We start from the raw sequence: 22,271 nt of genomic DNA, 5'->3' as shown, positions 1-22,271 counted from the left end.
CGCGGCATTGTACCCGCTGGTTTCGGGGCGGCTCCCCCCGCTTCAGTAAAATAGAGCCATGTCAAAACGCCCTACCCTCGACCCCGTCCGCGTGCGGGAGGAAATCGCCGCCGTTGCCGCCCGCATGATCGCGGAGGACGGTGCCGACTACGCCACTGCCAAGCGCAAGGCCGCACGCCAGGTGCTCGGCACGGAAGCGCGCGCAGTCGGCGAGTGGCTTCCGGATAACGAGCAGGTCGAAACCGAAGTCCGTGAATACCAGGCGCTGTTTCAGGCGGATTCCCAGCCGCGCGTGCTTGCGCTGCTACGCCGTATCGCGCTGGTCTTGATGGAGGGCCTCGAGGTCTACAACCCGTATCTGGCCGGCGCAGTGTTCAACGGCACCGCCAGCGAGCACTCCGACATCCACCTGCAGGTCTTCTGTGACAGTCCGAAGGACGTCGCGATCTTCCTGCTCAACGCCGGCGTGGATTTCGACACGACAGAGAGTGCTCACTTCGCTGGCCGCGACGAAGTGGAAACGCTCAGCTTCCTGTGGCGCGGTCAATGGCCGGCGGGGCCCGAATCGCGCGATCTCGCCCGGGAGCTGCGCGCGCAGACGGGCACCCCCGTCGGCGTCCACATCGCCCTGTATGACCTGGACGACGTGCGTGGCGCCCGCCGCCCCGACGCCACCGGCAAGACCCAGCGCGGCGATGCCGAGGCGGTGCGCAGCCTGCTGTCCGGGGGGTGAGGGCCGACAGGAGTACAATCCCGCACGCCATCGCGCTGTATACAATAGGGGCCCACGCCGACCATGTCCCGCCGCACCACTTTGATCGCCCTGCTGGTTGCCGGCACGGCCGCCGCCGCGCTGGGCGTCTACATCGGGCATCGCCACACCGAACCGAAGCCGCCGGCCAATGCGGCCGTCGCCACGTTCTACGGCACCAAACTGCCGGACGCGAGCGGCGCAACCCTGGACCTGGCGGCGTTCCGTGGCCAGACGGTCGTGGTCAATTTCTGGGCGCCGTGGTGCGGCCCTTGCGTCGAGGAAATGCCGGAGCTATCCGCGCTGGCCAACGAGCAGAAGGGCAAGGTCCGCTTCGTGGGCATCGGCATCGACTCCGCTGCCAACATCCAGGCGTTTCTGAGTAAGGTGCGCGTCACCTATCCGGTTGCGGTGGCCGGTTTTGGGGGCACGGAACTCGGGCGCCAGTTCGGAAACGAGGTAGGGGGCCTCCCGTTTACGGTGATCCTGAACCCTCAGGGTGATATCACCTTCCGGAAGATGGGCCGAGTGCATGCGGAGGAATTGCGCGTCGCGTTGCAACGCATATGAAACTTGCAAAAACGTCATATGACGTTCATGTGCAGGCAACTCCCCTTCTTTTTGCCGGAAACTGCCGTCGAAAGCGCCAAGATCCGTGAAAACACCGATTTGTCGATACTTTTTCAGCAAAAACTAGACAAAGCATTCTAAGTTGCTGTAAATTGCGCCCAACTTCGCTCAACCGGTCAAATCGTGGCTGACAAACCGACCACCAAAGCGCTTCACAGCGTGCTCGTCTTGCACGGGCCCAACCTCAATTTATTGGGAACGCGTGAACCGGAAGTCTATGGGGCGACCACCCTGGCCGACATCAATGCCGCCCTGGTGGAACGCGCCCAGGCGCGCGGCGTGACGTTGGCGCACTTTCAGTCGAACCACGAAGGCGCGCTGGTCGACCGCATCCACGCCGCCAAGGGTGAAGGCGTCGAATTCATCATCATCAACCCGGCCGCCTACACGCATACCAGTGTGGCGCTGCGCGACGCGCTGGCCGGCGTGGCGATTCCGTACATCGAAGTCCACCTGTCCAACGTGCACCGCCGCGAGCCGTTCCGTCACCACTCGTATCTGGCGGACCAGGCAGTCGGCGTCATCTGCGGGCTCGGCTGGCGCGGCTACCTGGCGGCGCTGGACTACGCAATCGATCAACACGGCGGCTGAACGGCCGTCTCTTTCCTTCATTCAACCTACTTTAACCAACGCAACCACGCCAGCGCCTGGAGCACCTGGACCGATGTGCGGCCGAAAAGCCATTCCCGCACATCCCCTGACCCAGACGCCGACGCTGCAGGAGAACGTTCATGGATTTGCGCAAGCTGAAAACGCTGATCGACCTCGTGGCCGAATCGGGCATTTCGGAACTCGAAGTGACCGAGGGCGAAGGCAAGGTCCGCATCGTCAAGTCGGCCCCGCAGCAAGTGGTGGCTGCGCCGATGCAGTATGCGCCGATGCCCGCTGCCCCGGCTGCCCCCGCCGTGACGGCGACCCCGGCGCCCGCCGCCGGCGCTGAAGCCTCGACCCCGGCGCTGCCTGCGGGCCACATCGTGACGTCGCCGATGGTCGGTACGTTCTACCGTTCGCCGTCGCCCGGCGCGGCCGAGTTCGTCAAGGTGGGCGACACGGTCAAGGAAGGCCAGACGCTGTGCATCATCGAAGCGATGAAGCTGCTCAACGAAATCGAAGCAGACAAGGCCGGCGTCATCAAGGAAATCCTGATCGAGAACGGCCAGGCTGTGGAGTACGGCCAACCGCTGTTCGTCATCGGCTGATCTCCAGGCATCCGACCCTCATCGTGCGGCGCGCAGCGTGCCGCATCCGAGCGCGAGCCGGCGCACAAGGGCTGCCACTGAGTGCAGCCCGGCCACAGCGCCCTCGCCTCTCCTTTTTGTAGCGAGAACACGATGTTCGACAAGATCCTGATCGCGAATCGCGGCGAGATCGCTCTTCGCATCCAGCGCGCCTGCCGCGAGCTCGGCATCAAGACCGTGGTGGTCTATTCCGAGGCGGACAAGGAAGCCAAATACGTCAAATTGGCCGACGAAGCCGTGTGTATCGGCCCGGCACCGTCGCCGCTGTCGTACCTGAACATGCCGGCCATCATCTCGGCCGCCGAGGTGACCGACGCCCAGGCCATCCACCCCGGCTACGGCTTCCTGTCGGAAAACGCCGACTTTGCCGAGCGCGTTGAGCAATCCGGCTTCACCTTCATCGGCCCGACGCCCGAATGTATTCGCCTCATGGGCGACAAGGTGTCGGCCAAGCAGGCGATGCTCAAGTCCGGCGTGCCGTGCGTGCCGGGCTCCGACGGCGCCCTGCCCGATGACCCGAAGGAGATCCTGGCGATCGCCCGCAAGGTCGGCTACCCCGTGATCATCAAGGCCGCCGGCGGCGGTGGCGGCCGCGGCATGCGCGTGGTCCACACCGAGGCCGCGCTGATCAACGCCGTCAACATGACGCGCGAAGAAGCCGGCCGTGCCTTCGGCAACCCCGAGGTCTACATGGAGAAGTTCCTGGAGCATCCGCGCCATGTGGAAATCCAGGTTCTGGCCGACCAGCACCGCAACGCCATCTGGCTCGGCGAGCGTGATTGCTCGATGCAGCGCCGCCACCAGAAGGTGATCGAGGAAGCGCCGGCACCGCACATCGCCCGCCGACTGATCGAGCGCATCGGTGACCGCTGCGCCGAGGCATGCAAGAAGATCGGCTACCGTGGCGCGGGCACGTTCGAGTTCCTGTACGAAAACGGCGAGTTCTACTTCATCGAGATGAACACGCGCGTGCAGGTCGAGCACCCCGTCACCGAGATGATCACAGGCGTCGACATCGTGCAGGAGCAGATCCGCGTGGCCGCCGGCGAGAAGCTGCGCCTGCGCCAGAAGGACATCCAGCTGCGCGGCCACGCCATCGAGTGCCGCATCAACGCTGAAGACCCGTTCAAGTTCACGCCGTCCCCGGGCCGCATCACCGCGTGGCATACGCCGGGCGGCCCCGGCATCCGCGTCGATTCGCATGCCTACAATGGCTATTTCGTGCCGCCCAACTACGACTCGATGATCGGCAAGGTCATTTCGTACGGCGCCACGCGCGAGCAGGCCATCGCCCGCATGCGCATCGCCCTGTCGGAAATGGTGGTCGAGGGCATCCAGACCAACGTGCCGCTGCACCGCGACCTGATGCTCGACGCCAACTTCGTGGAAGGCGGCACGGACATCCACTACCTCGAGCACCGTCTGGCGCAACAGGAAGTGGCCAAGGGCGGCGGCAAGTGACGTACCGCGAATGCGTGCTCGAAGTCGCGCGGGATGACGCCGAGGCGTTGTCCGAGGCGCTGTTCGACCTCGGCGCCCTGTCGGTCTCGGTGGAAGACGCCGATGCCGACACGCCCGACGAAGAACCGCTCTTCGGCGAGCCGGGCCACGAGCCGACCCGCCTGGCGTGGAACCGCTCGCGCGTGGTGGCGCTGCTGGCCGACGACGCCGACCCCGCCCTGCTCGTGGCTGCCGCGGCCAACGAAATCGGCCTCTCGCCGCTGCCGCAGTTCACCGTGCGCGAGGTTGAGGAGCAGGACTGGGTGCGCGTGACGCAATCGCAGTTCGAGCCGATCCATATCGGCGAGCGCATCTGGGTCGTGCCCTCGTGGCACGACGCCCCGGACCCCGACGCCGTGGTGCTGGAGCTGGATCCGGGTCTGGCCTTCGGCACCGGCAGCCACCCGACCACGCGCCTGTGCATGGAATGGCTCGAACACCACGTGCAGCCGCAAGAGCGCACACTGGACTACGGCTGCGGCTCGGGCATCCTGGCCATCGTCGCCAAGAAGCTCGGCGCCGGTGAAACAGTCGGTGTCGACATCGACCCGAACGCCGTCGATGCCTCGCGCTACAACGCCGAACGCAACCACGTCGAAGCGACGTTCGCCCTGCCGGACGATGCGCCGGAAGGCACGTTCGACCTCGTCGTCGCCAACATCCTGTCGAACCCGCTCAAGCTCATGGCGGCCATGCTGTGCGCACGTGTGCGTCCAGGCGGCCGGCTGGTGCTGTCGGGCGTACTCGAGCGCCAGGCGGAAGAAGTCGCGGCCGCGTATGCCTCGGCCATTCCGTTGACGGTGTGGCGCGCACGTGACGGCTGGGTCTGCCTGCACGGCGTGAAACCGGCTTAACAGTCAGGAAGCGCGCGCAGCGTCGGCCCGGCCCTCAAAGGTGGGTCGACGCTGGCGCCACTGTCTGCAATACTCGCGCGGTCGGTTCCTTTCTCCTCGTCTCGCATGGCAACTGCGCCACGTCTCGCCGCCCGCTGCCCCAACTGCCATACCGCATTCCGTGTCGTCGCCGACCAGCTCCGGCTGCGCGGCGGCCTCGTCCGCTGCGGGCGCTGCAACCATGTCTTCGATGGGCGCAATCACCTTATCGAACTCGGCGCTGCACCGGCGCCGGCCGCGCAGCCAGAGCCACCACCGCTCGCGCAGGAACGCGTTGCCGACGCGGAACCTGCGCGCGTCGCCGCGACGGACCCTGCCGCACCGCCCACCGAAACACCCGCCGCGTCTGCATCCGCCGAACACGACCACGGCTTCGGCATGACGTTGATCTGGGAAGAGGAAGTGCCCGGCGACGACGTGGCCGAAGTGCATCTCGGTGAGGTGGAAGGCGCGACGCCGGCATCTGACACGCAGCCGTCCGCCCCGGACACCCGCCCTCTGCCCGAAGAAGCACCAGCCGAAGCCGCACCGGCCGACCCGCAGCCCGCCGCCGCCCCCGCTGACCCGTTCCACGGACTGCCGCCCATTCGCGATCCTCAAGATGAGGAGGACCCGTTCGCCGCTGCCGTACCCAGGCAGCCGTCGGCAGATTTGCCGGTGGAACCGGCCATCGCCGCCGAGGAAGAAACTCCCGCCCCCCCCGCACCGTCGGACCGGCACGACTCAGTCTGGCTGCGCCACGAGTCCGACCCGCATTCACAGTTCGCGCCCGTACCGAGGCGCCAGGGCCAGGCCCGGCGCACGCCCGTGGAACACGCCGGCCCGACACCGCAGCGCACGCTGACCGGCGCCCCCCGCTCACGCAAGGTGCGGGGCCCCAATCACGGCGTGTCGGCAGCCACGCTCGATTTCCTGCGTGCCGCACAGGCGCGCGAGCAGGCACGCAAGTCGACCGGCCGCCGCACACTCGCACGCGTTGCGATCGGCGCTCTGTCGGTGCTGGCGGTGGCGCAGCTGCTTTTCCTGGCGCGCGCAGAAATCGCGCGGCGGGTGCCGTCCACCCGGCCGCTGTGGGAAGCGATGTGCCAACCCCTGCATTGCACGGTGGCACCACCGCGTGATCTCGACGCACTGCAGATCGAATCGTCGCAGTTGCAGCGTCAGGAAGGCGACGCATCAGACCAGTATGTGCTGACGGCGACCCTGCGCAACCGAGCCGGCGGCCCCGTCGCCCTGCCGGCCATCGAACTGGTGACCACCGACCTGCAGGACCAGCTCCTCGCGCGCCGCGCCCTGCTGCCGACCGACTACCTGAACCCGACCGACAGTGCATACGGCAAGTCAGGGCTGCCCGCCCGCGCCGAGCTGCCGATTCGGGTACGATTCGAGTCCCAGCGCCCGACGGCCAACTACCGGGTGCTGATCTTCTACCCCTGAATTCCTGATTCACCCCAACACGTATCAACACGAAGGAGCAGCACACCATGGCAAACGTGACCCTTGGCGGCAACCCGATCGAAGTCGGCGGCAAATTCCCGGCGAAGGGCGACAAGGCCCCGGCATTCACGCTGGTCGGCGCAGATCTGAAGGACGTGTCGCTGGCTGACTTTGCCGGCAAGCGCAAGGTCCTGAACATCGTGCCGAGCCTGGACACCCCGGTGTGCGCCACCTCCACGCGCAAGTTCAACGAAGCCGCTGCCAAGCTCGACAACACGGTCGTGCTGTCCATCTCGGCCGACCTGCCGTTCGCCGCCGGCCGCTTCTGCACGACCGAGGGCATCGCCAACGTCAAGCCGCTGTCCACCTTCCGCGACAAGGGTTTCAAGCAAGCATACGGCGTCGACATCACGTCGGGCCCGCTGGCCGGCGTGACCGCACGCGCCGTGGTCGTGCTCGATGCCGACGACACCGTCCTGTATTCGCAGCTCGTGCCCGAGATCAAGGAAGAGCCGGACTACGACGCTGCCCTGGCCGCGCTGAAGTAAGCTGCAAACTGTTGCGGGACCGGCCACCGGTCTCTCGTCCATCACACGGCCGTCCACTGGGGCGGCCGCGTTCATATCTGGAGCCCTCTCAATATGGCCAGCGTGATCTGCGGCTCGGTCGCCTACGACACCATCATGACGTTCGACGGACACTTCCGCGAACACATCCTGCCCGACAAGATCCACATCCTGAACGTCTCCTTCCTCGTGCCCAGCATGCGCCGCGAGTTCGGTGGCTGCGCAGGCAACATCGCCTACACGCTCAAGCTGCTCGGCGGCGAGCCCATCATCATGGGCACCGTCGGCCAGGACGCAGGCCCCTATCTGGACTACCTGAAGAAGCTCGGCATCTCCACCAAGTACATCACGGAGATCCCGGACACCTTCACGGCGCAAGCCATGATCACCACCGACCGCGACAACAACCAGATCACCGCGTTCCACCCAGGCGCGATGAGCCAGTCGAGCGTCAATTCGGTCAAGGATGCGCTGCCCGCCCGGCTCGGCCTGGTCGGCCCCGACAGCCGCGACGGGATGCTGCACCACGCCACCCAGTTCGCCGAAGCGGGCGTGCCATTCATCTTCGATCTGGGCCAGGCGATGCCGCTGTTTGATGGCGCCGACCTGCGCCGCTTCGTTGAACTCGCTACCTACGTGGTGGTCAATGACTACGAAGCGCAGGTCATGCTGTCACGTACGGGCTACAGTGCGACGGAGCTTGCGCAGCGCGTCGAGGCCTTCATCGTCACGCGCGGGGAAGAAGGGGCGGAGATTCACGCCGGCGGCAAGCAGTACACTATTCCAGTCGTGCCGGCCGAGCGTGTGGTCGACCCGACCGGCTGCGGCGACGCCTTCCGCGGTGGGCTGCTGTACGGTATCGAGAACGGCCTGGACTGGGAGACCACCGGCCGCCTCGCCAGCCTGATGGGCTCGATCAAGATCGCCTGCCAAGGCCCGCAGAATCACGGCCTGCCCGTCGACGAAATCGCCCGGCGCTTTGAGTCCGCTTTCGGGTACCGGTATCAATAAGGAACGAACATGAAACCCATCTATCGCATCGGTGCTGCGACCTTGCTGGTCGCCGCGCTCGGCCTGCAGGGCTGCGCCATGGGCACTAACTCCAACAGTGCGTACACCGGGGCGCAGGCGCAACGCGAACAGACGGTGCGCTTCGGCACGGTGGATTCCGTGCGCAACGTCGTGATCGACCGCGAAGCCACAGGCGTCGGCACCATCGCCGGGGGCGCGATCGGCGGCATCGGTTCGGCAGCGGCCATCGGGCGCGGCAACGGCTCTGTGGCGGCGGGCGTACTGGGCGCCATCCTGGGCGGCGTCGCGGGCAGCGCCATCGAGAACCAGGCGAACAAGCGCCCCGGCCTCGAGATCACCGTCAAGCTCGACAACGGCGAATACCGCGCCATCACCCAAGACGCCGACGAGGCCTTCCGCCCCGGCGAGCGCGTGCGCCTGCTGTCGTCGGGCGGCGTGACCCGCGTGACGCACTGAACGATCGAGAGCCGCTTCGGCCGGCATTGGAAAAGACCGCATCGGCATTGCGCCGGTGCGGTTTTTTTACGCCTGCCGCGTCGATCGCGCAGACATGAAAAAGCCCGCCGGGGCGTGAGCCGATCGGCGGGCGGTGCAAGACACCTGGTCTTGCGGACCAGATACGCGGTATCCGGTCAGGTGGGCGCGGCATGCGCGCCGCTGTGGTCCCGAAGGATCACCGTCGCAAGAATGACTTACGGACGGTTGCCGGTCGGGAACGGCCATGCCGCAGCCGGGTTCAGCGCGGTCTTGGCAGCGGGTGCAGCAGGTGCAGCGACCGGTGCAGCAGCAGGCTTGGCAGCAGCCTTCTTCGCAGCGGGCTTCTTCGCAGCAGCGGCCTTCTTCGCAGCCGGAGCCTTCTTCGCAGCAGCCTTCTTGGCAGGTGCTTTCTTGGCAGCAACCTTCTTGGTTGCGGCCTTCTTGGCGGGCGCCTTCTTGGCAGCAACCTTCTTCACTGCGGCCTTCTTGGCGGGCGCCTTCTTGGCAGCAACCTTCTTCACTGCGGCCTTCTTGGCGGGTGCCTTCTTGGCAGCAACCTTCTTCACTGCGGCCTTCTTGGCAGGTGCCTTCTTGGCGGCGACCTTCTTAGCCGCGGCCTTCTTGGCCGGAGCCTTCTTGGCGGCCGGAGCGGCCTTCTTCGCAGCAGCCTTCTTGGCGGCCGGAGCCTTCTTTGCAGCGGCCTTCTTGGCCGGGGCCTTGGCGGCCGGTTTCTTCTTAGCAGCAGTTGCCATGGGAAACTCCTTCAAGATTGGGTATCGAACTATCGAGATTGAGCAACCCGACCGGCCCGATCCCACGATGCAAGGGCATCGCCAGACCAACCGAGCGAGCGATTCATCGGCGCGCCACCAGACTGCAGTCGCACGCTAATGAATTCGGTAGGAAGACCCGCGACGCACGCCGACGATGCATGCAGCAAATTGCACGCCTCGGGCGCGCGCATGCGAGCAGCCGCAGCCGGCCGGACATGCGGCATCCGGCGAGTCTTCATCAACTGAGAGGACCGGGGCATCGTGGCCACACCGGTCGAAATCTGATCTTGCGCGAATCGCTGTGTGGATCGCAAAGCCGCTCGCAGGGCGGTTTTACGGACAGCGAAAATCTGGAGAGCGCGCGTTTTCTTTTGGGGGTAGTACGCCCATCCCGACGGGGGGATCGCAGAGACGGCACCGAGTTCGAACAGCCCTGTCGGCGTGGCGTGCATCAAAGTGGTTACGCTCCTCGACTACCTTTCAACTGCCGCTTGGAAGTTCATCGTCGTTGATCGCGCGAAGCTTCCTTGCATCGAAGTCAACGTCTTGTCAAGGCGAATCATAATTCGTTTGCGCGGTGATGTTAAGAGATTTATGCAAAAAGCGCGGCGAGTTTTGGTGAAGGATTGCGCTGCGTCTGTGCGTCGCTCCGCTCGGGATCGTGCATGCAGGTTCAGTGGCCCGGCGCATGCGCATTTTCTTGCGTCGTAACATCGTGTGAATGCGTTGCTTCGCACTCACACACGCGGCCCGCGAAGCCAGTGTTCATGCCGGTTTACGGCGACACACGCTACTGCATGCGTGCGCGTCGCGAGCAGACACGCAGCTGATGGCGGCAGCGTCATCGACACGCGCGGCGACACGCGAACGCTGCGATGCACGCCAGAAAAAAACGATGCGTAGATGCGACAGCGCGCGCGAATTCTCTTCGCGCGCACGCGCGGTCGATGCCATCGACGCGCGCGCATCGACGTGTCGAACGTGTCTTTCGACATCGCACACGCACTTGCGCACGAGACACGCGAGCCCCGAGATGGCGATCCTCGGCGACATGCGTGCACGTGGCGCAAATCGCGTGCCGCGCGCAGGCGATATCGAACCTCGGATGGAACGACGTGCGCGCATCGATGATGCAAACACCGTCTGCCTGCATGCCGATGCATGACGACAGCGGACACGCACGTCGTCGCCGTGCATGTTCCGCACAGCGTCGACGCCGGCATGGCCGACGCTCGCCCGCAGAACCCGCGGCCCATCGGAAACCGTGTTCAGCAACGACTGAAAACCGTGTGCAACTGCGTTTGAAACGGGGCTGTTTTACGACGATAGAAGAATTGCTCTACGGGCATTCCTGGGGGGTTTTTGCTGCACGGCGGATTTCCGAAGACCGGCTTTCCACTTTGCTCTGGGGCGGGCCATCCGTTTGAAATGCTGCAACCGCATATCGGCGCGTCAGGTTGGCGCTGATTGTCATGCCATTCGGTTTCACTCCACGATCCGCTCACCACGTCAGCACGGCATCGATCGCGCGGCGTGGCGTGGACCTGCGCGTGGTCCACAAGACCAGGGCGGCCGTCACTCGCCTCGCTCACTGGGCGACGGCACACCCGATGAACAAAGAGCGCAAGACACAGGGGTCCAACTGAAGCGTTCTGGGAATCTGCCCGCCATCCGCCGCAGCGGTGATGCAGCGAGCGTGGGCAGGTTCGAGCAGTGGAGGCACAAGATGCGTGTTCGAGCGTGCTTGTCGACATCGAACCCACCGAAGCGTGGGGTTTCCCCGCAGACCCAAGCTACGTTGCGCTGGATGCCGCGCGTGGTGGCGACTGCCTCGTTCGCGACGCTGGCGGCGTGCGCGAATTCCGGCAGCGGCGACATGGGCGCGTCGCTCGGCGGTGGCAGTGATGCGTCCTCCAAGCCAAGCGTCACGGCGTCGGGTTCACCAACGTGGTCCGATGGCGGCGGCAGCGCATCGGGCGGAACCGGATCGGGCAGCAATGCACCGGTGACGCCGCTCACCGGCCGCGTCGAACAGCTGACGACGACCACCGTCACGGCCATCGTGCCGCTCACCGCCACGCTGACATCGGCCACGCAAACGCTGGGCGCCGCCACCGGCCTCGGCACACCGATCGGCAACGTGCTGACGACGCTGGGCGGCGTGCTCGGGAGCGAGGGCCGCACGATCGCCGCAGCCAGCAAGGGTGATGCGCTGGTGTCGACGCTGGGCAACACGGTCAGCGCGCTCGGCACGCTCACCAGCGGCTTGTCGACGATCGCGACGCCAGCCGGGCCTTCGGCAGGCAGCAGCACGACGGGCGGCGCACTGAGCGGTGCGCTCGCCCCGATCAGCACGACCATCGGCTCGCTCACGTCCGGCTTGTCCGGTGCAGGCACCGCAAGCCCGGGCGGTACGACGGCGAGCAATCCGCCCGGCGGGCTGGGCGGCATCGGCAGCGCAGTCGGCGGGCTGGTCGGCGGCGTGTTGTCGGGGGTGACATCGGCGGCGCACCGTTGATGTCGCAACGTTGGAACAACTTTCTTTGCATTCGGCAGCAAACGCAGACGGATGCGACCCGCTGGACGCCAGACGCGCGTTCTTCCGGCCCCGGCGGTGACTTCGCGGTACGGGCCGCGCTTACAAGGAGACTCACCATGAAGATTCAGAACCCGCTCCACGCTTCTTTCACCGTTTCGTCGTCGCGCACGCTGCTGGCTGCGGCCGCGCTGGCCGTGCTGACACTGGCGGGCTGCGCATCGGGCGGCAACCCGAACGGCGACACCACACCGGCATCGACGGCCAACAACGATCCGGGCGCCGTGCCGGTGGGCAACGTGGCAAGCAACGGCGGCAACGTCGTCACGCAGACGGGCAAGACGGTCAGCGACCTGGGCACGACGATCGGCACGGCGTCGGTGCCCGTCATCGGCGGCACGGCCGCGCAGAAGGATCTGGGCGCGACAGTCACCTCCGCGGGCAACACCGTGCAGGTGCTGGGCAACGGCATCGGCAGCGGACTCGGCAAGATCGGTTCGACGCCGGACCCGGTCGGCACCACGGTGCAAAGCTCGGGCGACGTGATCCGCTCGACCGGGGTGACGGTCGGCTATGCGGGCCAGACCGTGAGCGACCTGGGTGCGGCAGGCAGCCCGCTTGCGCCGCTGAACCCGGTGACGTCGCCGGTGGGGAGCGGGGTCTCCGCGCTGGGCCAGGTGCTGCAGGGTGCGGGCGGCCTCGTGACGATCGGCACGTCGAGCGGCCCGGTGCAGCAGGTTACGCAGCAGGCGAGCAACGCCATCGTGCCGCTGTCGTCGCAGATCGTGCAGGGTACGCAGGCGGTGGGCAGCGCCACCATGCTCGGCGGCCCGCTGGCGGGCGCGCTGAACACCGTGGGCGGCGGCTTGCAGAGCGCCGGTGCGCAAGTCGGCGCGGCAGGCGGCAACCCGCTCACGCGTGATGTTGGCGGCGTCGCCGGCGCAGTGGGTGCCACGGTGGCCAGCGCCGGCGGTCTCGTCAATGGCGGCAGCGGCGGCTCGACGAATCCGCTGGCGCCGATCACGAGCGCATTGGGCGGTGGCCTGGGCGGCGGCAGCAACCCGCTGGCCCCGGTGACGGGTGCGCTCTCCGGCAGTGGCGGCAATCCTCTTGCATCGGTGACGAGCGCGCTGACCGGCGGTGCCGGCGGCAGCAACCCGCTCGCGCCCATCACCAATGCGCTGGGCGGCGTCACGAACGCCGCCGGCGGCACCGGCAGCAATCCGCTGTCACCCCTGACCGGTGCGCTGGGCACACACTGACCCGTGCCCGCGCACTGATCTGCCTCACCGATTCTTTTTAAGCTGACAAGGAGACGCCACAATGCAACGCACCCCCCACTCTCTCGCACGCCTGGCGGGCGCACTCGCCCTCGCACTGGCGGCAGGCAGCGCCTTCGCCCAGGCCACGCCCGCCGGCACCTGGAAGACCATCGACGACAACACCGGCAAGCAGAAGGGCGAAGTGACGATTGTCGAGAACAACGGCGTGTTCACGGGCAAGGTCACCAAGATCCTGGTGCCGGGCGACGAGAACAAGACCTGCACCAAGTGCACCGATGACCGCAAGGACCAGCCGATCGTCGGCCTGACCATCTTGAAGGACCTGAAGAAGACCGGTGAGAACGAATGGTCGGGCGGCAACATCCTCGATCCGGAAAACGGCAAGGTCTACAACGCCAAGATGTCGCTGGCCGACGACGGCAAGAAGCTCAACGTGCGCGGCTTCCTCGGCATCAGCCTGCTGGGCCGCACGCAGACGTGGGTCCGCGAGCAATGACCTCGGCCCGATAACGCAGAGCCTCAACGCGCGGCGGCACCCTGTACGGGGCGCCGTCTCTTCGGCGCCGGTGCAAGCCGGCGCTTCTTTTTTGCGTAACGCCGCACACTGCCCGCGGGCCGGCACCACTCAAGAAGACACGTCCCTCGCCGTTACTTCGTTGGGGAGTCGTCAACGATAAGTGGAGAAAACGCGGCATGCGACAGTGGACACTCAAAGGAAAACTGCGCCTGGCACTGGCCCTGATGTGGCTGGGGCTGATCGGCGTGGGCATCTGGAGCGCGATGGAGACCCGCGCCACGATGCTCGATGAGCGCAAGGCCGGCCTGCAGAACCTTGTGGATGCTGCCGAGGGCGTCGCCAAGTTCTATCACGGGCGCGCACAGTCAGGCGCCATGAGCGAAGACGAGGCGAAGAAAAGCGCGCTCGCGGCGCTGTCCACGATGCGCTACGGCAGCACCGGCTACCTGTTCGTGGTGGATTCGCAGCTCATCCTGCTGATGCATCCTACGCTGGCCGACATGGTCGGCAAGAGCACGGCACACTTCAAAGACCCGACGGGCAAGCTCGTCTACCCGACCATCGTCAACGCAGCCAAGGAGAGAGGCTTCGGCTTTGCCGAATACCAGGGCCGGCTGCCCGGCAGCGAAACCGCCCTGCCCAAGATCGGCTACGTGAAACGCTTTGCGCCGTGGGACTGGAATCTCTCCAGCGCGGTCTTCCTGCAGGAGGTGGATGCCGCATATCGCCATTCGCTCGTCGCCAACCTGATCGTCATCCTGCTGGTAGGCGGTATGGTGTCGCTGGCCATGTCACTCATCATCCGTAACGTGCAGCGCGGGCTCGGCGGTGAACCGGGCTACGCCGCCGAGGTGGCCCGCCGCATCGCCGCAGGCGACCTGACCGTGCGCGTGCAGACGCGCCCTGGCGACCGCGACAGCATGCTCGTGGCCATCGCGCAGATGCAGCAGCAACTGACCGGCACCATCGGCCACATCAAGACGTCGGCCGATTCCATTGCCAGCGCCACCAAGCAGATCACCGCGGGCAATGCCGACCTGTCGCAGCGCACCGAAGAACAGGCCTCGTCGCTGGAGGAAACCGCCTCCAGCATGGAAGAGCTGACCAGCATCGTGCGCCAGAACGCCGACAACGCCCGCCAGGCCAGCACGCTCGCCGTCAGCGCGTCGGACATCGCGGTCAAGGGGGGCGAAGTCGTGGGCCGCGTGATCGACACGATGGCCGGCATCAATGAGAGCAGCAAGAAGATCGCCGACATCATCGGCGTGATCGAGGGCATCGCATTTCAGACCAACATCCTGGCGCTGAACGCCGCGGTGGAGGCTGCGCGCGCAGGCGAGCAAGGCCGCGGTTTTGCCGTCGTGGCCGGCGAGGTGCGCAGCCTCGCGCAGCGCAGCGCCGCAGCCGCCAAGGAGATCAAGGCGCTGATCAGCGACTCGGTCGGCCGCGTGGAAAACGGCACCACGCTGGTGGCCGAGGCCGGCAGTGTGATCGACGAGGTGGTCGTCGCCGTCAAGCGCGTGACCGACATCATGGGCGAGATCAGCTCGGCATCGGAGGAGCAAAGCTCCGGCATCGAGCAGGTCAACCAGGCCGTCAATCAGATGGACGAAGTGACGCAGCAGAACGCGGCGCTGGTCGAACAGGCGGCCGCCGCCGCGCTGTCGCTGGAGGAACAGGCGCAGGTGTTGCGCGACGCGGTCGCTTCGTTCCGCACGGCGTAACGCGGGGCCCCGCCCACGGGAGGGGCCGCGCTGCGTTCTCGGGCGCCATGCATGGTGCTATGCTGCGCGCCAGAGAAATCAAAATCACCACGTTGGAATAGCCATGCCCGAGCGCAACCAGCCGCCCTTCCGTGGCCCTTATGGTGCGATTGCCGGGTCGAGCAGCGCTCAGGCCGGAAGAGGAGACGTTCCCGGCGGCGCACAAGAGCCGATTTCCGGCGGCCGCCCCGAAGCTGTACGCGATGACGCCGCCCAGGATCTGGCCAGCGACACCGCGCTCTGGCGCTTTGCGCTGGCGGCAGAACACGGCGGCCGCACGCCACACCCCGACGCCGCCTTGCGCGATGACTTGTCGATCCTGCGCACGCTGCGCCGCCCCGACGGGCTGCGCTTGCTCCGCCAAGGACTGCGCAGCGCATTTCCCGGCTCGGCCCTGCGCCTGACCACCTTCTGGCCGGAAGAGCAGCCGCACGCCTACCCGGCACGTACGGAAGCGCGCCCGGCCGAGTTCGGCGACCTGCTGATCCTGCTGCGCCTGCGCGGCGCGGTACCCACGCTCGATTGCCGCGCGCTGTTCGTCACCGCCCGCCGCATCGACGCACCCGACGACGCCCTCGACAAGCATCACACGCTGCCGCAGATCAGCCTTTACGAAGGCTGGCCCGATTTCAACGTCTATGCGCGCTCACCGATCAAGTCGCGCAATGCGACCTTTCTCGGCAAGTTCAATCTGTCGGAAGAGCTCGAGCCGCTGCGCCGCATCGGCCGCGACCAGCGCCACTGGCGCTACCTGACGCCGTGCACGGGGCTGCAGCAGTACGCGCAATGGCCCGGCATCCGGCCGCCCTCCCCGCTGCAGTGGCGCTGGCCGTCGGGCCCGCAGGCAGGTGCCGCGCGCCCCGGCTCGGGCTCGTTCACCGGCCTGCTGCGCCAGCTCGCGCGCCCCGAAGGCCCAGGTGAGGACTGTTCCGCCGGCACCGAGGTACCCACCTGGGGCCGCCTGATCAACAGGCTGCTCGACCATAGCTGGGAAGTCGCCCCAAGCCATGCGCTCAAGAGCGGCAACATCGGCGCGCTGGCATTCTGGACGCGGCTGCGTGCCTTCCTGACGGCAGAGTACCTGCTCGGCATGCACTCGCTGCAGAAGGGCTTCGGTGCATCGCTGCAGTTCGAGATGGCCAACGGCCTGCAGGACATCGCCCGCGACGACTGGACGGCCACCACCGGTTTCGACCCCGAAGACCTCGATGTGCCGGGCGTGCGCGGCACGCTGCAGCGCATTGCCGCCTCCAGGCTGGCCGTGTTCGGCATGAGCGCCGAAGACCCCGCGCCGCTGGCGGCCCCCCGCCCGCCGCGCGGCGTCACCCCCCGGCCCGACGGCGAACGCGAAGGGCAGCGCGTGCTGCTGATCGACGTCATCCGCCCCAGCGCGGCAGCCCTGTAACCCCAAAGCGCACATGCCGCGCCACGGCTATGCTGTGGCGTTGCCGTGCTGCCCGTTTCCGCTCGATCCATGTCTTCCGCTTCCACGACGTCGCCCCCCTGGATGCCCATCCTCGCGCTGATGGGCTCGATGGCATCGGTGTGCCTGGGCAACTCGTTTGCCAAAACGCTGTTTCCGGTGCTGGGCGCTGCCGGCACCGTCACGTATCGCGTCAGCATCGGGGCGGCGATCCTGCTGGCGTTCTGGCGGCCGTGGCGCCTGCATCTGGGCCGCTCGGATGCCGGCCGCATCGCGCTGTACGGCGTCACGCTGGCGAGCATGAACCTGCTGTTCTACCTGTCGCTGCAACGGCTGCCGATCGGCATTGCGATCGCCATCGAGTTCACCGGGCCGCTGGTGCTGGCGGTGCTGCTCTCGCGGCGGGCGCTCGATTTCGTCTGGATCGGGCTGGCGGTGGCGGGCTTGCTGGTGCTGACGGTGGCCGACAAGGCGGTCGGCCAGGTCGACCATCTGGGCGCGGCATATGCGCTGGCCGCGGGCGTGTGCTGGGCGCTCTATATCCTGACCGGCAAGAACCTGGGCGGCCTGCACGCAGGCCAGGCCACATCGCTCGGGATGACGGTCGGGGCGCTGTTTGCGCTGCCGTTCGGCGTGGCGCAGGCGGGGGCGTCGCTGCTGTCACCGTCGCTGATGCTGGCGGGGCTGGGCATTGGCGTGCTGTCGAGCGCGATTCCGTATTCGCTCGAGATGGTGGCGCTCAAGCACCTGCCGGGCAAGACGTTCTCCGTGCTGCTCAGCCTGGAGCCCGCCATCGGCGCGCTGGCCGGCGCGATCGTGCTGCACGAGCAACTGACGGGGCGGCAGTGGGTGGCGATTCTCGCCATCATTGCCGCATCAGCCGGGTGTGCGTTGACGGTGCGCGCCCCTAAGCCGCCGGTGGAACCCGGGGCCGCAGCCTAGCCGGGAAGCCTGTCTACTCCACGCCGATGAAAAAAGGCCCGGATGGGCCTTTTCTTCGAGCTTGGCGGCGAACGCCGATCAATCCCACGACAGCGCACCACCGGTCTGGTACTCGATCACGCGCGTCTCGAAGAAGTTGCGTTCCTTCTTCAGGTCGATCATCTCGCTCATCCACGGGAACGGGTTTTCCTCGTTCGGGAACAGCGGGTCCAGGCCGATCTGCTGGCAGCGGCGATTGCAGATGAAGCGCAGGTAGCTCTTGAACATCGGCGCGTTCAGGCCCAGCACGCCGCGCGGCATGGTGTCTTCTGCGTAGCGGTATTCCAGGTCGACGGCCTTCTTGAACAGCGCCGTGATCTCGGCCTTGAACTCGGCCGTCCACAGGTGCGGGTTCTCCAGCTTGATCTGGTTGATCAGGTCGATGCCGAAATTGCAGTGCAGCGACTCGTCGCGCAGGATGTACTGGTACTGCTCGGCCGCACCGGTCATCTTGTTCTGACGGCCCATCGCCAGGATCTGCGTGAAGCCGACGTAGAAGAACAGGCCTTCCATGATGCAGGCGAAGACGATGAGCGACTTCAGCAGCTTCTGATCGTTCTCGGGCGTGCCGGTCTTGAACGACGGATCGGTCAGCGTGTCGATGAACGGGATCAGGAACTCGTCCTTGTCGCGGATCGACGGCACCTCGTGGTACGCATTGAAGATCTCGGCCTCGTTCAGGCCCAGCGATTCCACGATGTACTGATACGCGTGCGTGTGGATCGCCTCTTCAAACGCCTGGCGCAGCAGGTACTGGCGGCATTCCGGCGCGGTGATCTGGCGGTAGGTGCCCAGCACGATGTTGTTGGCGGCCAGCGAGTCGGCCGTCACGAAAAAGCCCAGGTTGCGCTTGATGATGCGGCGCTCGTCTTCGGTCAGACCGTTCGGGTCTTTCCACAGGGCGATGTCGCGCGACATGTTGATTTCCTGCGGCATCCAGTGGTTCGCGCAGCCGGCGAGGTACTTTTCCCACGCCCACTTGTACTTGAACGGCACCAACTGGTTGACGTCGGTGGCGCCGTTGATGACGCGCTTGTCGGCGGCGTTCACGCGGCGGTTGCTCTGCGCGGCAGCGGCGTTCGGATTGTTGCCGAGGATGCCCGTGCCGGCGGCGGCAGTGGCCGACGGGGGCAGCACGCCGCCCTGGTCGGCGGTGGCGGTTTGCAGTTGCGGTTGGTACACAGGCTGCGGTGCAGCTTGCGGTTGTGCGGCAGGTTTGACGTCGTCGTCCCAGCTCAGCATAGGTGTTTCTCCTGAATTCTTTGCGCGTCGCTCCCGCCCTTTCGGAGCGCGAGGCTAGTGTCCTGCAGATCACGGTGCTCCCGCTTGCGCGGGAGCAACCTCAGGCACTGTTTAGATTTACTGGCAGGCTTCGCATTCCTCGAAACCGGGGTCACCCGGGCGCATCGTGCACACGGCCCCTTCGGCTTCCGGCATGGCCTGCGCGGTGGCGGCAGCAGCATCCAGTGCGCTGGCGGGCGCGGCTTGCGACACGCCGGCAGCGGACACGCCACCCACATCGCTACCCGACGACACCGCATTCAGCGTGCCGCGCGACACGGTCGACTTTTCCACGTGCGTTGCACCGATCGTGCGCAGGTAGTACGTGGTCTTCAGGCCACGCAGCCAGGCCAGCTTGTACGTGTCGTCCAGCTTCTTGCCCGACGCGCCGGCCATGTAGATGTTCAGCGACTGCGCCTGGTCGATCCACTTCTGGCGCCGCGCGGCGGCTTCCACCAGCCATTGCGGCTCCACCTCGAAGGCCGTTGCGTACAGGTCGCGCAGGTCTTGCGGGATGCGGTCGATGCGGGCCAGCGAGCCGTCGAAGTACTTCAGGTCGGCAACCATCACTTCGTCCCAAAGGCCGCGGGCCTTCAGGTCGCGCACGAGGTAGTCGTTGACCACCGTGAACTCGCCCGACAGGTTCGACTTGACGTACAGGTTCTGGTACGTCGGCTCAATGCAAGCGGACACGCCGATGATGTTGGAGATGGTTGCCGTCGGCGCGATCGCCACGCAGTTCGAGTTGCGCATGCCGTACTGCTTGATGCGCGCGCGCAGGCTGTCCCAGTCCATCGTCGACGACATGTCGGCTTCGAGGTAGCCGCCGCGCTCTTCGGCCAGCAGCTTGAGCGAGTCCTGCGGGAGGATGCCGCGATCCCACAGCGAGCCCTTGTAGCTGCTGTAGCGGCCGCGCTCCTCAGCCAGCTCGGTCGACGCCCAGTAGGCGTAGTAGCACACGGCTTCCATCGAGGTGTCGGCAAACTGCACGGCGGCCTCGCTCGCGTACGGCACACGCAGCACGTGCAGCGCGTCCTGGAAACCCATGATGCCCAGGCCGACCGGACGGTGGCGCAGGTTCGAATCACGTGCTTTCTTGACCGCGTAGTAGTTGATGTCGATCACGTTGTCGAGCATGCGCATGGCGGTGCGCACGGTCTTCTTCAGCTTCTCGTGATCGAGCACCACGCTGCCGTCGGCCTGCTTGACCAGGTGGGCGACCAGGTTGACCGAACCGAGGTTGCACACCGCGATTTCGCTGTCGTTCGTGTTCAGCGTGATTTCCGTGCACAGGTTGGAGCTGTGCACCACGCCCACGTGCTGCTGCGGGCTGCGGATGTTGCACGGATCCTTGAACGTGATCCACGGGTGGCCGGTTTCGAACAGCATGCCCAGCATCTTGCGCCAGAGTTGCAGCGCCGGCATCTTCTTGAAGAGCTTGATCTCGCCACGCGCGACCTTGTCTTCATAGGCCAGGTAGGCCTGCTCGAACGCCTTGCCGACCTTGTCGTGCAGGTCCGGGCAGGTGGACGGCGAGAACAGCGTCCACTCGCCACCTTCCATCACGCGCTTCATGAACAGGTCCGGGATCCAGTTGGCCGTGTTCATGTCGTGCGTGCGGCGGCGGTCGTCGCCGGTGTTCTTGCGCAGCTCCAGGAATTCTTCGATGTCCAGGTGCCACGTTTCCAGGTACGCGCAGACGGCGCCCTTGCGCTTGCCGCCCTGGTTCACGGCCACGGCCGTGTCGTTGACCACCTTCAGGAACGGCACCACGCCTTGCGACTTGCCGTTCGTACCCTTGATGTGCGAGCCGAGTGCGCGCACGTTGGTCCAGTCGTTGCCCAGGCCGCCGGCGAACTTGGAGAGCAGCGCGTTTTCCTTCAGCGCTTCGTAGATGCCGTCCAGGTCATCCGACACGGTGGTCAGGTAGCACGACGACAGCTGCGAGCGACGCGTGCCCGAGTTGAACAGCGTCGGGGTGCTCGACATGAAATCGAACGACGACAGCAGCTGGTAGAACTCGATGGCGCGGGCTTCGCGGTCGATTTCGTTCAGCGCCAGGCCCATCGCCACACGCATGAAGAACGCCTGCGGCATCTCGATGCGGGTTTCGTTGATGTGCAGGAAGTAGCGGTCGTACAGCGTCTGCAGGCCGAGGTAGTTGAACTGGAAGTCGCGCGAGGCATCGAGCGCCGCGCCCAGGCGGGCCAGGTCGAACTGGGCCAGCTTGTCGTCCAGCAGCTCGGCGTTGATGCCGCGCTTGATGAACTGCGGGAAGTAGTCCGCATAGCGGGTGCTCATTTCGGCCTGCGTGACTTCTTCGCCGAGGATTTCGCGGCGGATCGTGTGCAGCAGGATGCGCGCCGTGACCTGGCTGTACGCCGGGTCCTTCTCGATGAGCGTACGGGCGGCCAGGATGGCCGAGTCGTACACCTGCGTCATCGGCACGCCTTCATACAGGTTCTTGACCGTTTCCTTGAGGATCGGCTCCGGGTCCACCGCATCGCCCAGGCCTTCGCAGGCCGAGACGATCACGTTGCGCAGCGCCGCCATGTCCAGCGGGCGGGTGATGCCGCCGTCGGTCACGTTCAGGCCGATGAAGGCCGGTTGCTGCTGGGTTTCGCCGGCTTGTGCGCGCTCCTGGGCGCGGCGCTCGCGGTACAGCACGTAGGCGCGGGCCACGTCGTGCTCGCCCGAACGCATCAGGGCCAGTTCGACCTGATCCTGCACGTCTTCGATGTGGAACGTGCCGCCGTTCGGGCGGCTGCGCAGCAGGGCGCGCACCACGTTCTGCGTCTGTTGGTCGACCAGCTCGCGCACACGCGCGGAAGCGGCGCCCTGCCCGCCGTTCACGGCGAGGAAGGCCTTGGTCATCGCCACGGCGATCTTGGACGGCTCGAAGCTCACCACGGCGCCATTGCGGCGGATGATCTTGTAATCGGCGTAGTTGACGCCGGAACCGGTGCCGGGGGCCACGGCCGTGCCGCCAGCGCTTTGCGCAAATTGAGTGGGATTGGCGGTGCCGGAGTGGATTTCGGATTGGGCCGTCTGCATGTGGACTCCTGTTGAACCGTTCGATTGAGGGTCCGCCGGTGGGGAACCCCAGGGCGGACTCTGGCACCACGCAGGAAAAAAGAGACCGAAAAGACCCTTGTCTTTTCTCAGCCCCCAAGCGCCGGCTTGACCTGCC

General features: G+C 66.2%; 20 protein-coding genes. 17 read left to right on the top strand and 3 right to left on the bottom strand.

The genetic code is table 11. The annotated features are described in order from the left end of the window. Nucleotides 1-58: 58 nt before the first annotated feature. From TK49_RS06480 to TK49_RS06435, 10 genes are all read left to right on the top strand, one after another. The gene (locus TK49_RS06480; protein WP_045785981.1) at nucleotides 59-733 is read left to right on the top strand and encodes a hypothetical protein; all 675 of its coding nucleotides are present in this window, start codon (nucleotides 59-61) and stop codon (nucleotides 731-733) included. Between the two features lie 63 nt (nucleotides 734-796). Further along, a complete protein-coding gene (locus tag TK49_RS06475) occupies nucleotides 797-1,321 on the top strand; it encodes a TlpA family protein disulfide reductase (protein WP_045785980.1) in 525 nt (174 codons plus the stop codon). A gap of 183 nt (nucleotides 1,322-1,504) precedes the next feature. Next, the gene (aroQ, locus tag TK49_RS06470; protein WP_045785979.1) at nucleotides 1,505-1,972 is read left to right on the top strand and encodes a type II 3-dehydroquinate dehydratase; all 468 of its coding nucleotides are present in this window, start codon (nucleotides 1,505-1,507) and stop codon (nucleotides 1,970-1,972) included. A 140-nt stretch (nucleotides 1,973-2,112) separates the two neighbouring features. Further along, the gene (accB, locus tag TK49_RS06465) at nucleotides 2,113-2,580 is read left to right on the top strand and encodes an acetyl-CoA carboxylase biotin carboxyl carrier protein (RefSeq protein ID WP_045785978.1); all 468 of its coding nucleotides are present in this window, start codon (nucleotides 2,113-2,115) and stop codon (nucleotides 2,578-2,580) included. 132 nt (nucleotides 2,581-2,712) lie between these two features. Further along, nucleotides 2,713-4,080 (top strand): acetyl-CoA carboxylase biotin carboxylase subunit, encoded by a 1,368-nt coding sequence (gene accC / locus TK49_RS06460; RefSeq protein ID WP_045785977.1) that lies wholly within the window; start codon nucleotides 2,713-2,715, stop codon nucleotides 4,078-4,080. Beyond that, entirely contained in the window at nucleotides 4,077-4,973 is an 897-nt protein-coding gene (prmA, locus tag TK49_RS06455; protein ID WP_045785976.1) for a 50S ribosomal protein L11 methyltransferase, read from the top strand. The genes accC and prmA overlap by 4 nt, the downstream gene beginning before the upstream one ends. Nucleotides 4,974-5,078: 105 nt before the next feature. Then, nucleotides 5,079-6,449: a DUF3426 domain-containing protein gene (locus TK49_RS06450; protein WP_045785975.1), complete on the top strand. Its 1,371-nt coding sequence runs from the start codon at nucleotides 5,079-5,081 to the stop codon at nucleotides 6,447-6,449. 47 nt (nucleotides 6,450-6,496) lie between these two features. Further along, nucleotides 6,497-6,997, top strand: coding sequence for a thiol peroxidase (gene tpx / locus TK49_RS06445; RefSeq protein WP_045785974.1), 501 nt, complete (start codon nucleotides 6,497-6,499; stop codon nucleotides 6,995-6,997). A 93-nt stretch (nucleotides 6,998-7,090) separates the two neighbouring features. Beyond that, nucleotides 7,091-8,026 (top strand): carbohydrate kinase family protein, encoded by a 936-nt coding sequence (locus TK49_RS06440; protein ID WP_045785973.1) that lies wholly within the window; start codon nucleotides 7,091-7,093, stop codon nucleotides 8,024-8,026. Between the two features lie 9 nt (nucleotides 8,027-8,035). Then, entirely contained in the window at nucleotides 8,036-8,503 is a 468-nt protein-coding gene (locus TK49_RS06435; RefSeq protein ID WP_045785972.1) for an outer membrane lipoprotein, read from the top strand. Nucleotides 8,504-8,739: 236 nt separating this feature from the next. Here the strand turns inward: TK49_RS06435 and TK49_RS06430 are convergent, their stop codons facing one another. Then, nucleotides 8,740-9,276 (bottom strand): histone H1-like DNA-binding protein, encoded by a 537-nt coding sequence (locus TK49_RS06430; protein WP_045785971.1) that lies wholly within the window; start codon nucleotides 9,274-9,276, stop codon nucleotides 8,740-8,742. Between the two features lie 1,054 nt (nucleotides 9,277-10,330). Between TK49_RS06430 and TK49_RS25075 the strand changes: the two genes are divergently transcribed. The 7 genes from TK49_RS25075 to TK49_RS06400 all read left to right on the top strand — a co-directional run bounded on the left by TK49_RS25075 (nucleotide 10,331) and on the right by TK49_RS06400 (nucleotide 17,761). Further along, complete coding sequence (locus TK49_RS25075; RefSeq protein WP_257984056.1) at nucleotides 10,331-10,462, top strand: hypothetical protein; 132 nt, start codon at nucleotides 10,331-10,333, stop codon at nucleotides 10,460-10,462. A 561-nt stretch (nucleotides 10,463-11,023) separates the two neighbouring features. Continuing rightward, the gene (locus TK49_RS06425; protein ID WP_045785970.1) at nucleotides 11,024-11,815 is read left to right on the top strand and encodes a collagen-like triple helix repeat-containing protein; all 792 of its coding nucleotides are present in this window, start codon (nucleotides 11,024-11,026) and stop codon (nucleotides 11,813-11,815) included. Nucleotides 11,816-11,952: 137 nt separating this feature from the next. Beyond that, nucleotides 11,953-13,095: a collagen-like triple helix repeat-containing protein gene (locus TK49_RS06420; RefSeq protein ID WP_045785969.1), complete on the top strand. Its 1,143-nt coding sequence runs from the start codon at nucleotides 11,953-11,955 to the stop codon at nucleotides 13,093-13,095. A gap of 61 nt (nucleotides 13,096-13,156) precedes the next feature. After that, a complete protein-coding gene (locus TK49_RS06415) occupies nucleotides 13,157-13,612 on the top strand; it encodes a DUF2147 domain-containing protein (RefSeq protein WP_045785968.1) in 456 nt (151 codons plus the stop codon). Nucleotides 13,613-13,809: 197 nt separating this feature from the next. Next, nucleotides 13,810-15,357 carry a methyl-accepting chemotaxis protein gene (locus TK49_RS06410; protein WP_045785967.1) on the top strand — a complete coding sequence of 516 codons (1,548 nt, stop codon included), beginning with the start codon at nucleotides 13,810-13,812 and terminating at the stop codon, nucleotides 15,355-15,357. Nucleotides 15,358-15,460: 103 nt separating this feature from the next. Further along, nucleotides 15,461-16,801: a hypothetical protein gene (locus tag TK49_RS06405; RefSeq protein ID WP_045785966.1), complete on the top strand. Its 1,341-nt coding sequence runs from the start codon at nucleotides 15,461-15,463 to the stop codon at nucleotides 16,799-16,801. Nucleotides 16,802-16,870: 69 nt separating this feature from the next. Continuing rightward, nucleotides 16,871-17,761: an EamA family transporter gene (locus tag TK49_RS06400; RefSeq protein ID WP_045785965.1), complete on the top strand. Its 891-nt coding sequence runs from the start codon at nucleotides 16,871-16,873 to the stop codon at nucleotides 17,759-17,761. Nucleotides 17,762-17,839: 78 nt separating this feature from the next. Here the strand turns inward: TK49_RS06400 and TK49_RS06395 are convergent, their stop codons facing one another. Both TK49_RS06395 and TK49_RS06390 read right to left on the bottom strand, forming a co-directional pair. Next, complete coding sequence (locus TK49_RS06395; RefSeq protein ID WP_045785964.1) at nucleotides 17,840-19,042, bottom strand: ribonucleotide-diphosphate reductase subunit beta; 1,203 nt, start codon at nucleotides 19,040-19,042, stop codon at nucleotides 17,840-17,842. A gap of 117 nt (nucleotides 19,043-19,159) precedes the next feature. Then, entirely contained in the window at nucleotides 19,160-22,135 is a 2,976-nt protein-coding gene (locus TK49_RS06390) for a ribonucleoside-diphosphate reductase subunit alpha (RefSeq protein WP_045785963.1), read from the bottom strand. Between the last annotated feature and the right edge of the window lie 136 nt (nucleotides 22,136-22,271).

It is taken from the genome of Ralstonia mannitolilytica, from assembly GCF_000954135.1.
Taxonomy (GTDB): domain Bacteria; phylum Pseudomonadota; class Gammaproteobacteria; order Burkholderiales; family Burkholderiaceae; genus Ralstonia; species Ralstonia mannitolilytica.
This window is presented reverse-complemented; position numbering and strand designations above follow the sequence as displayed.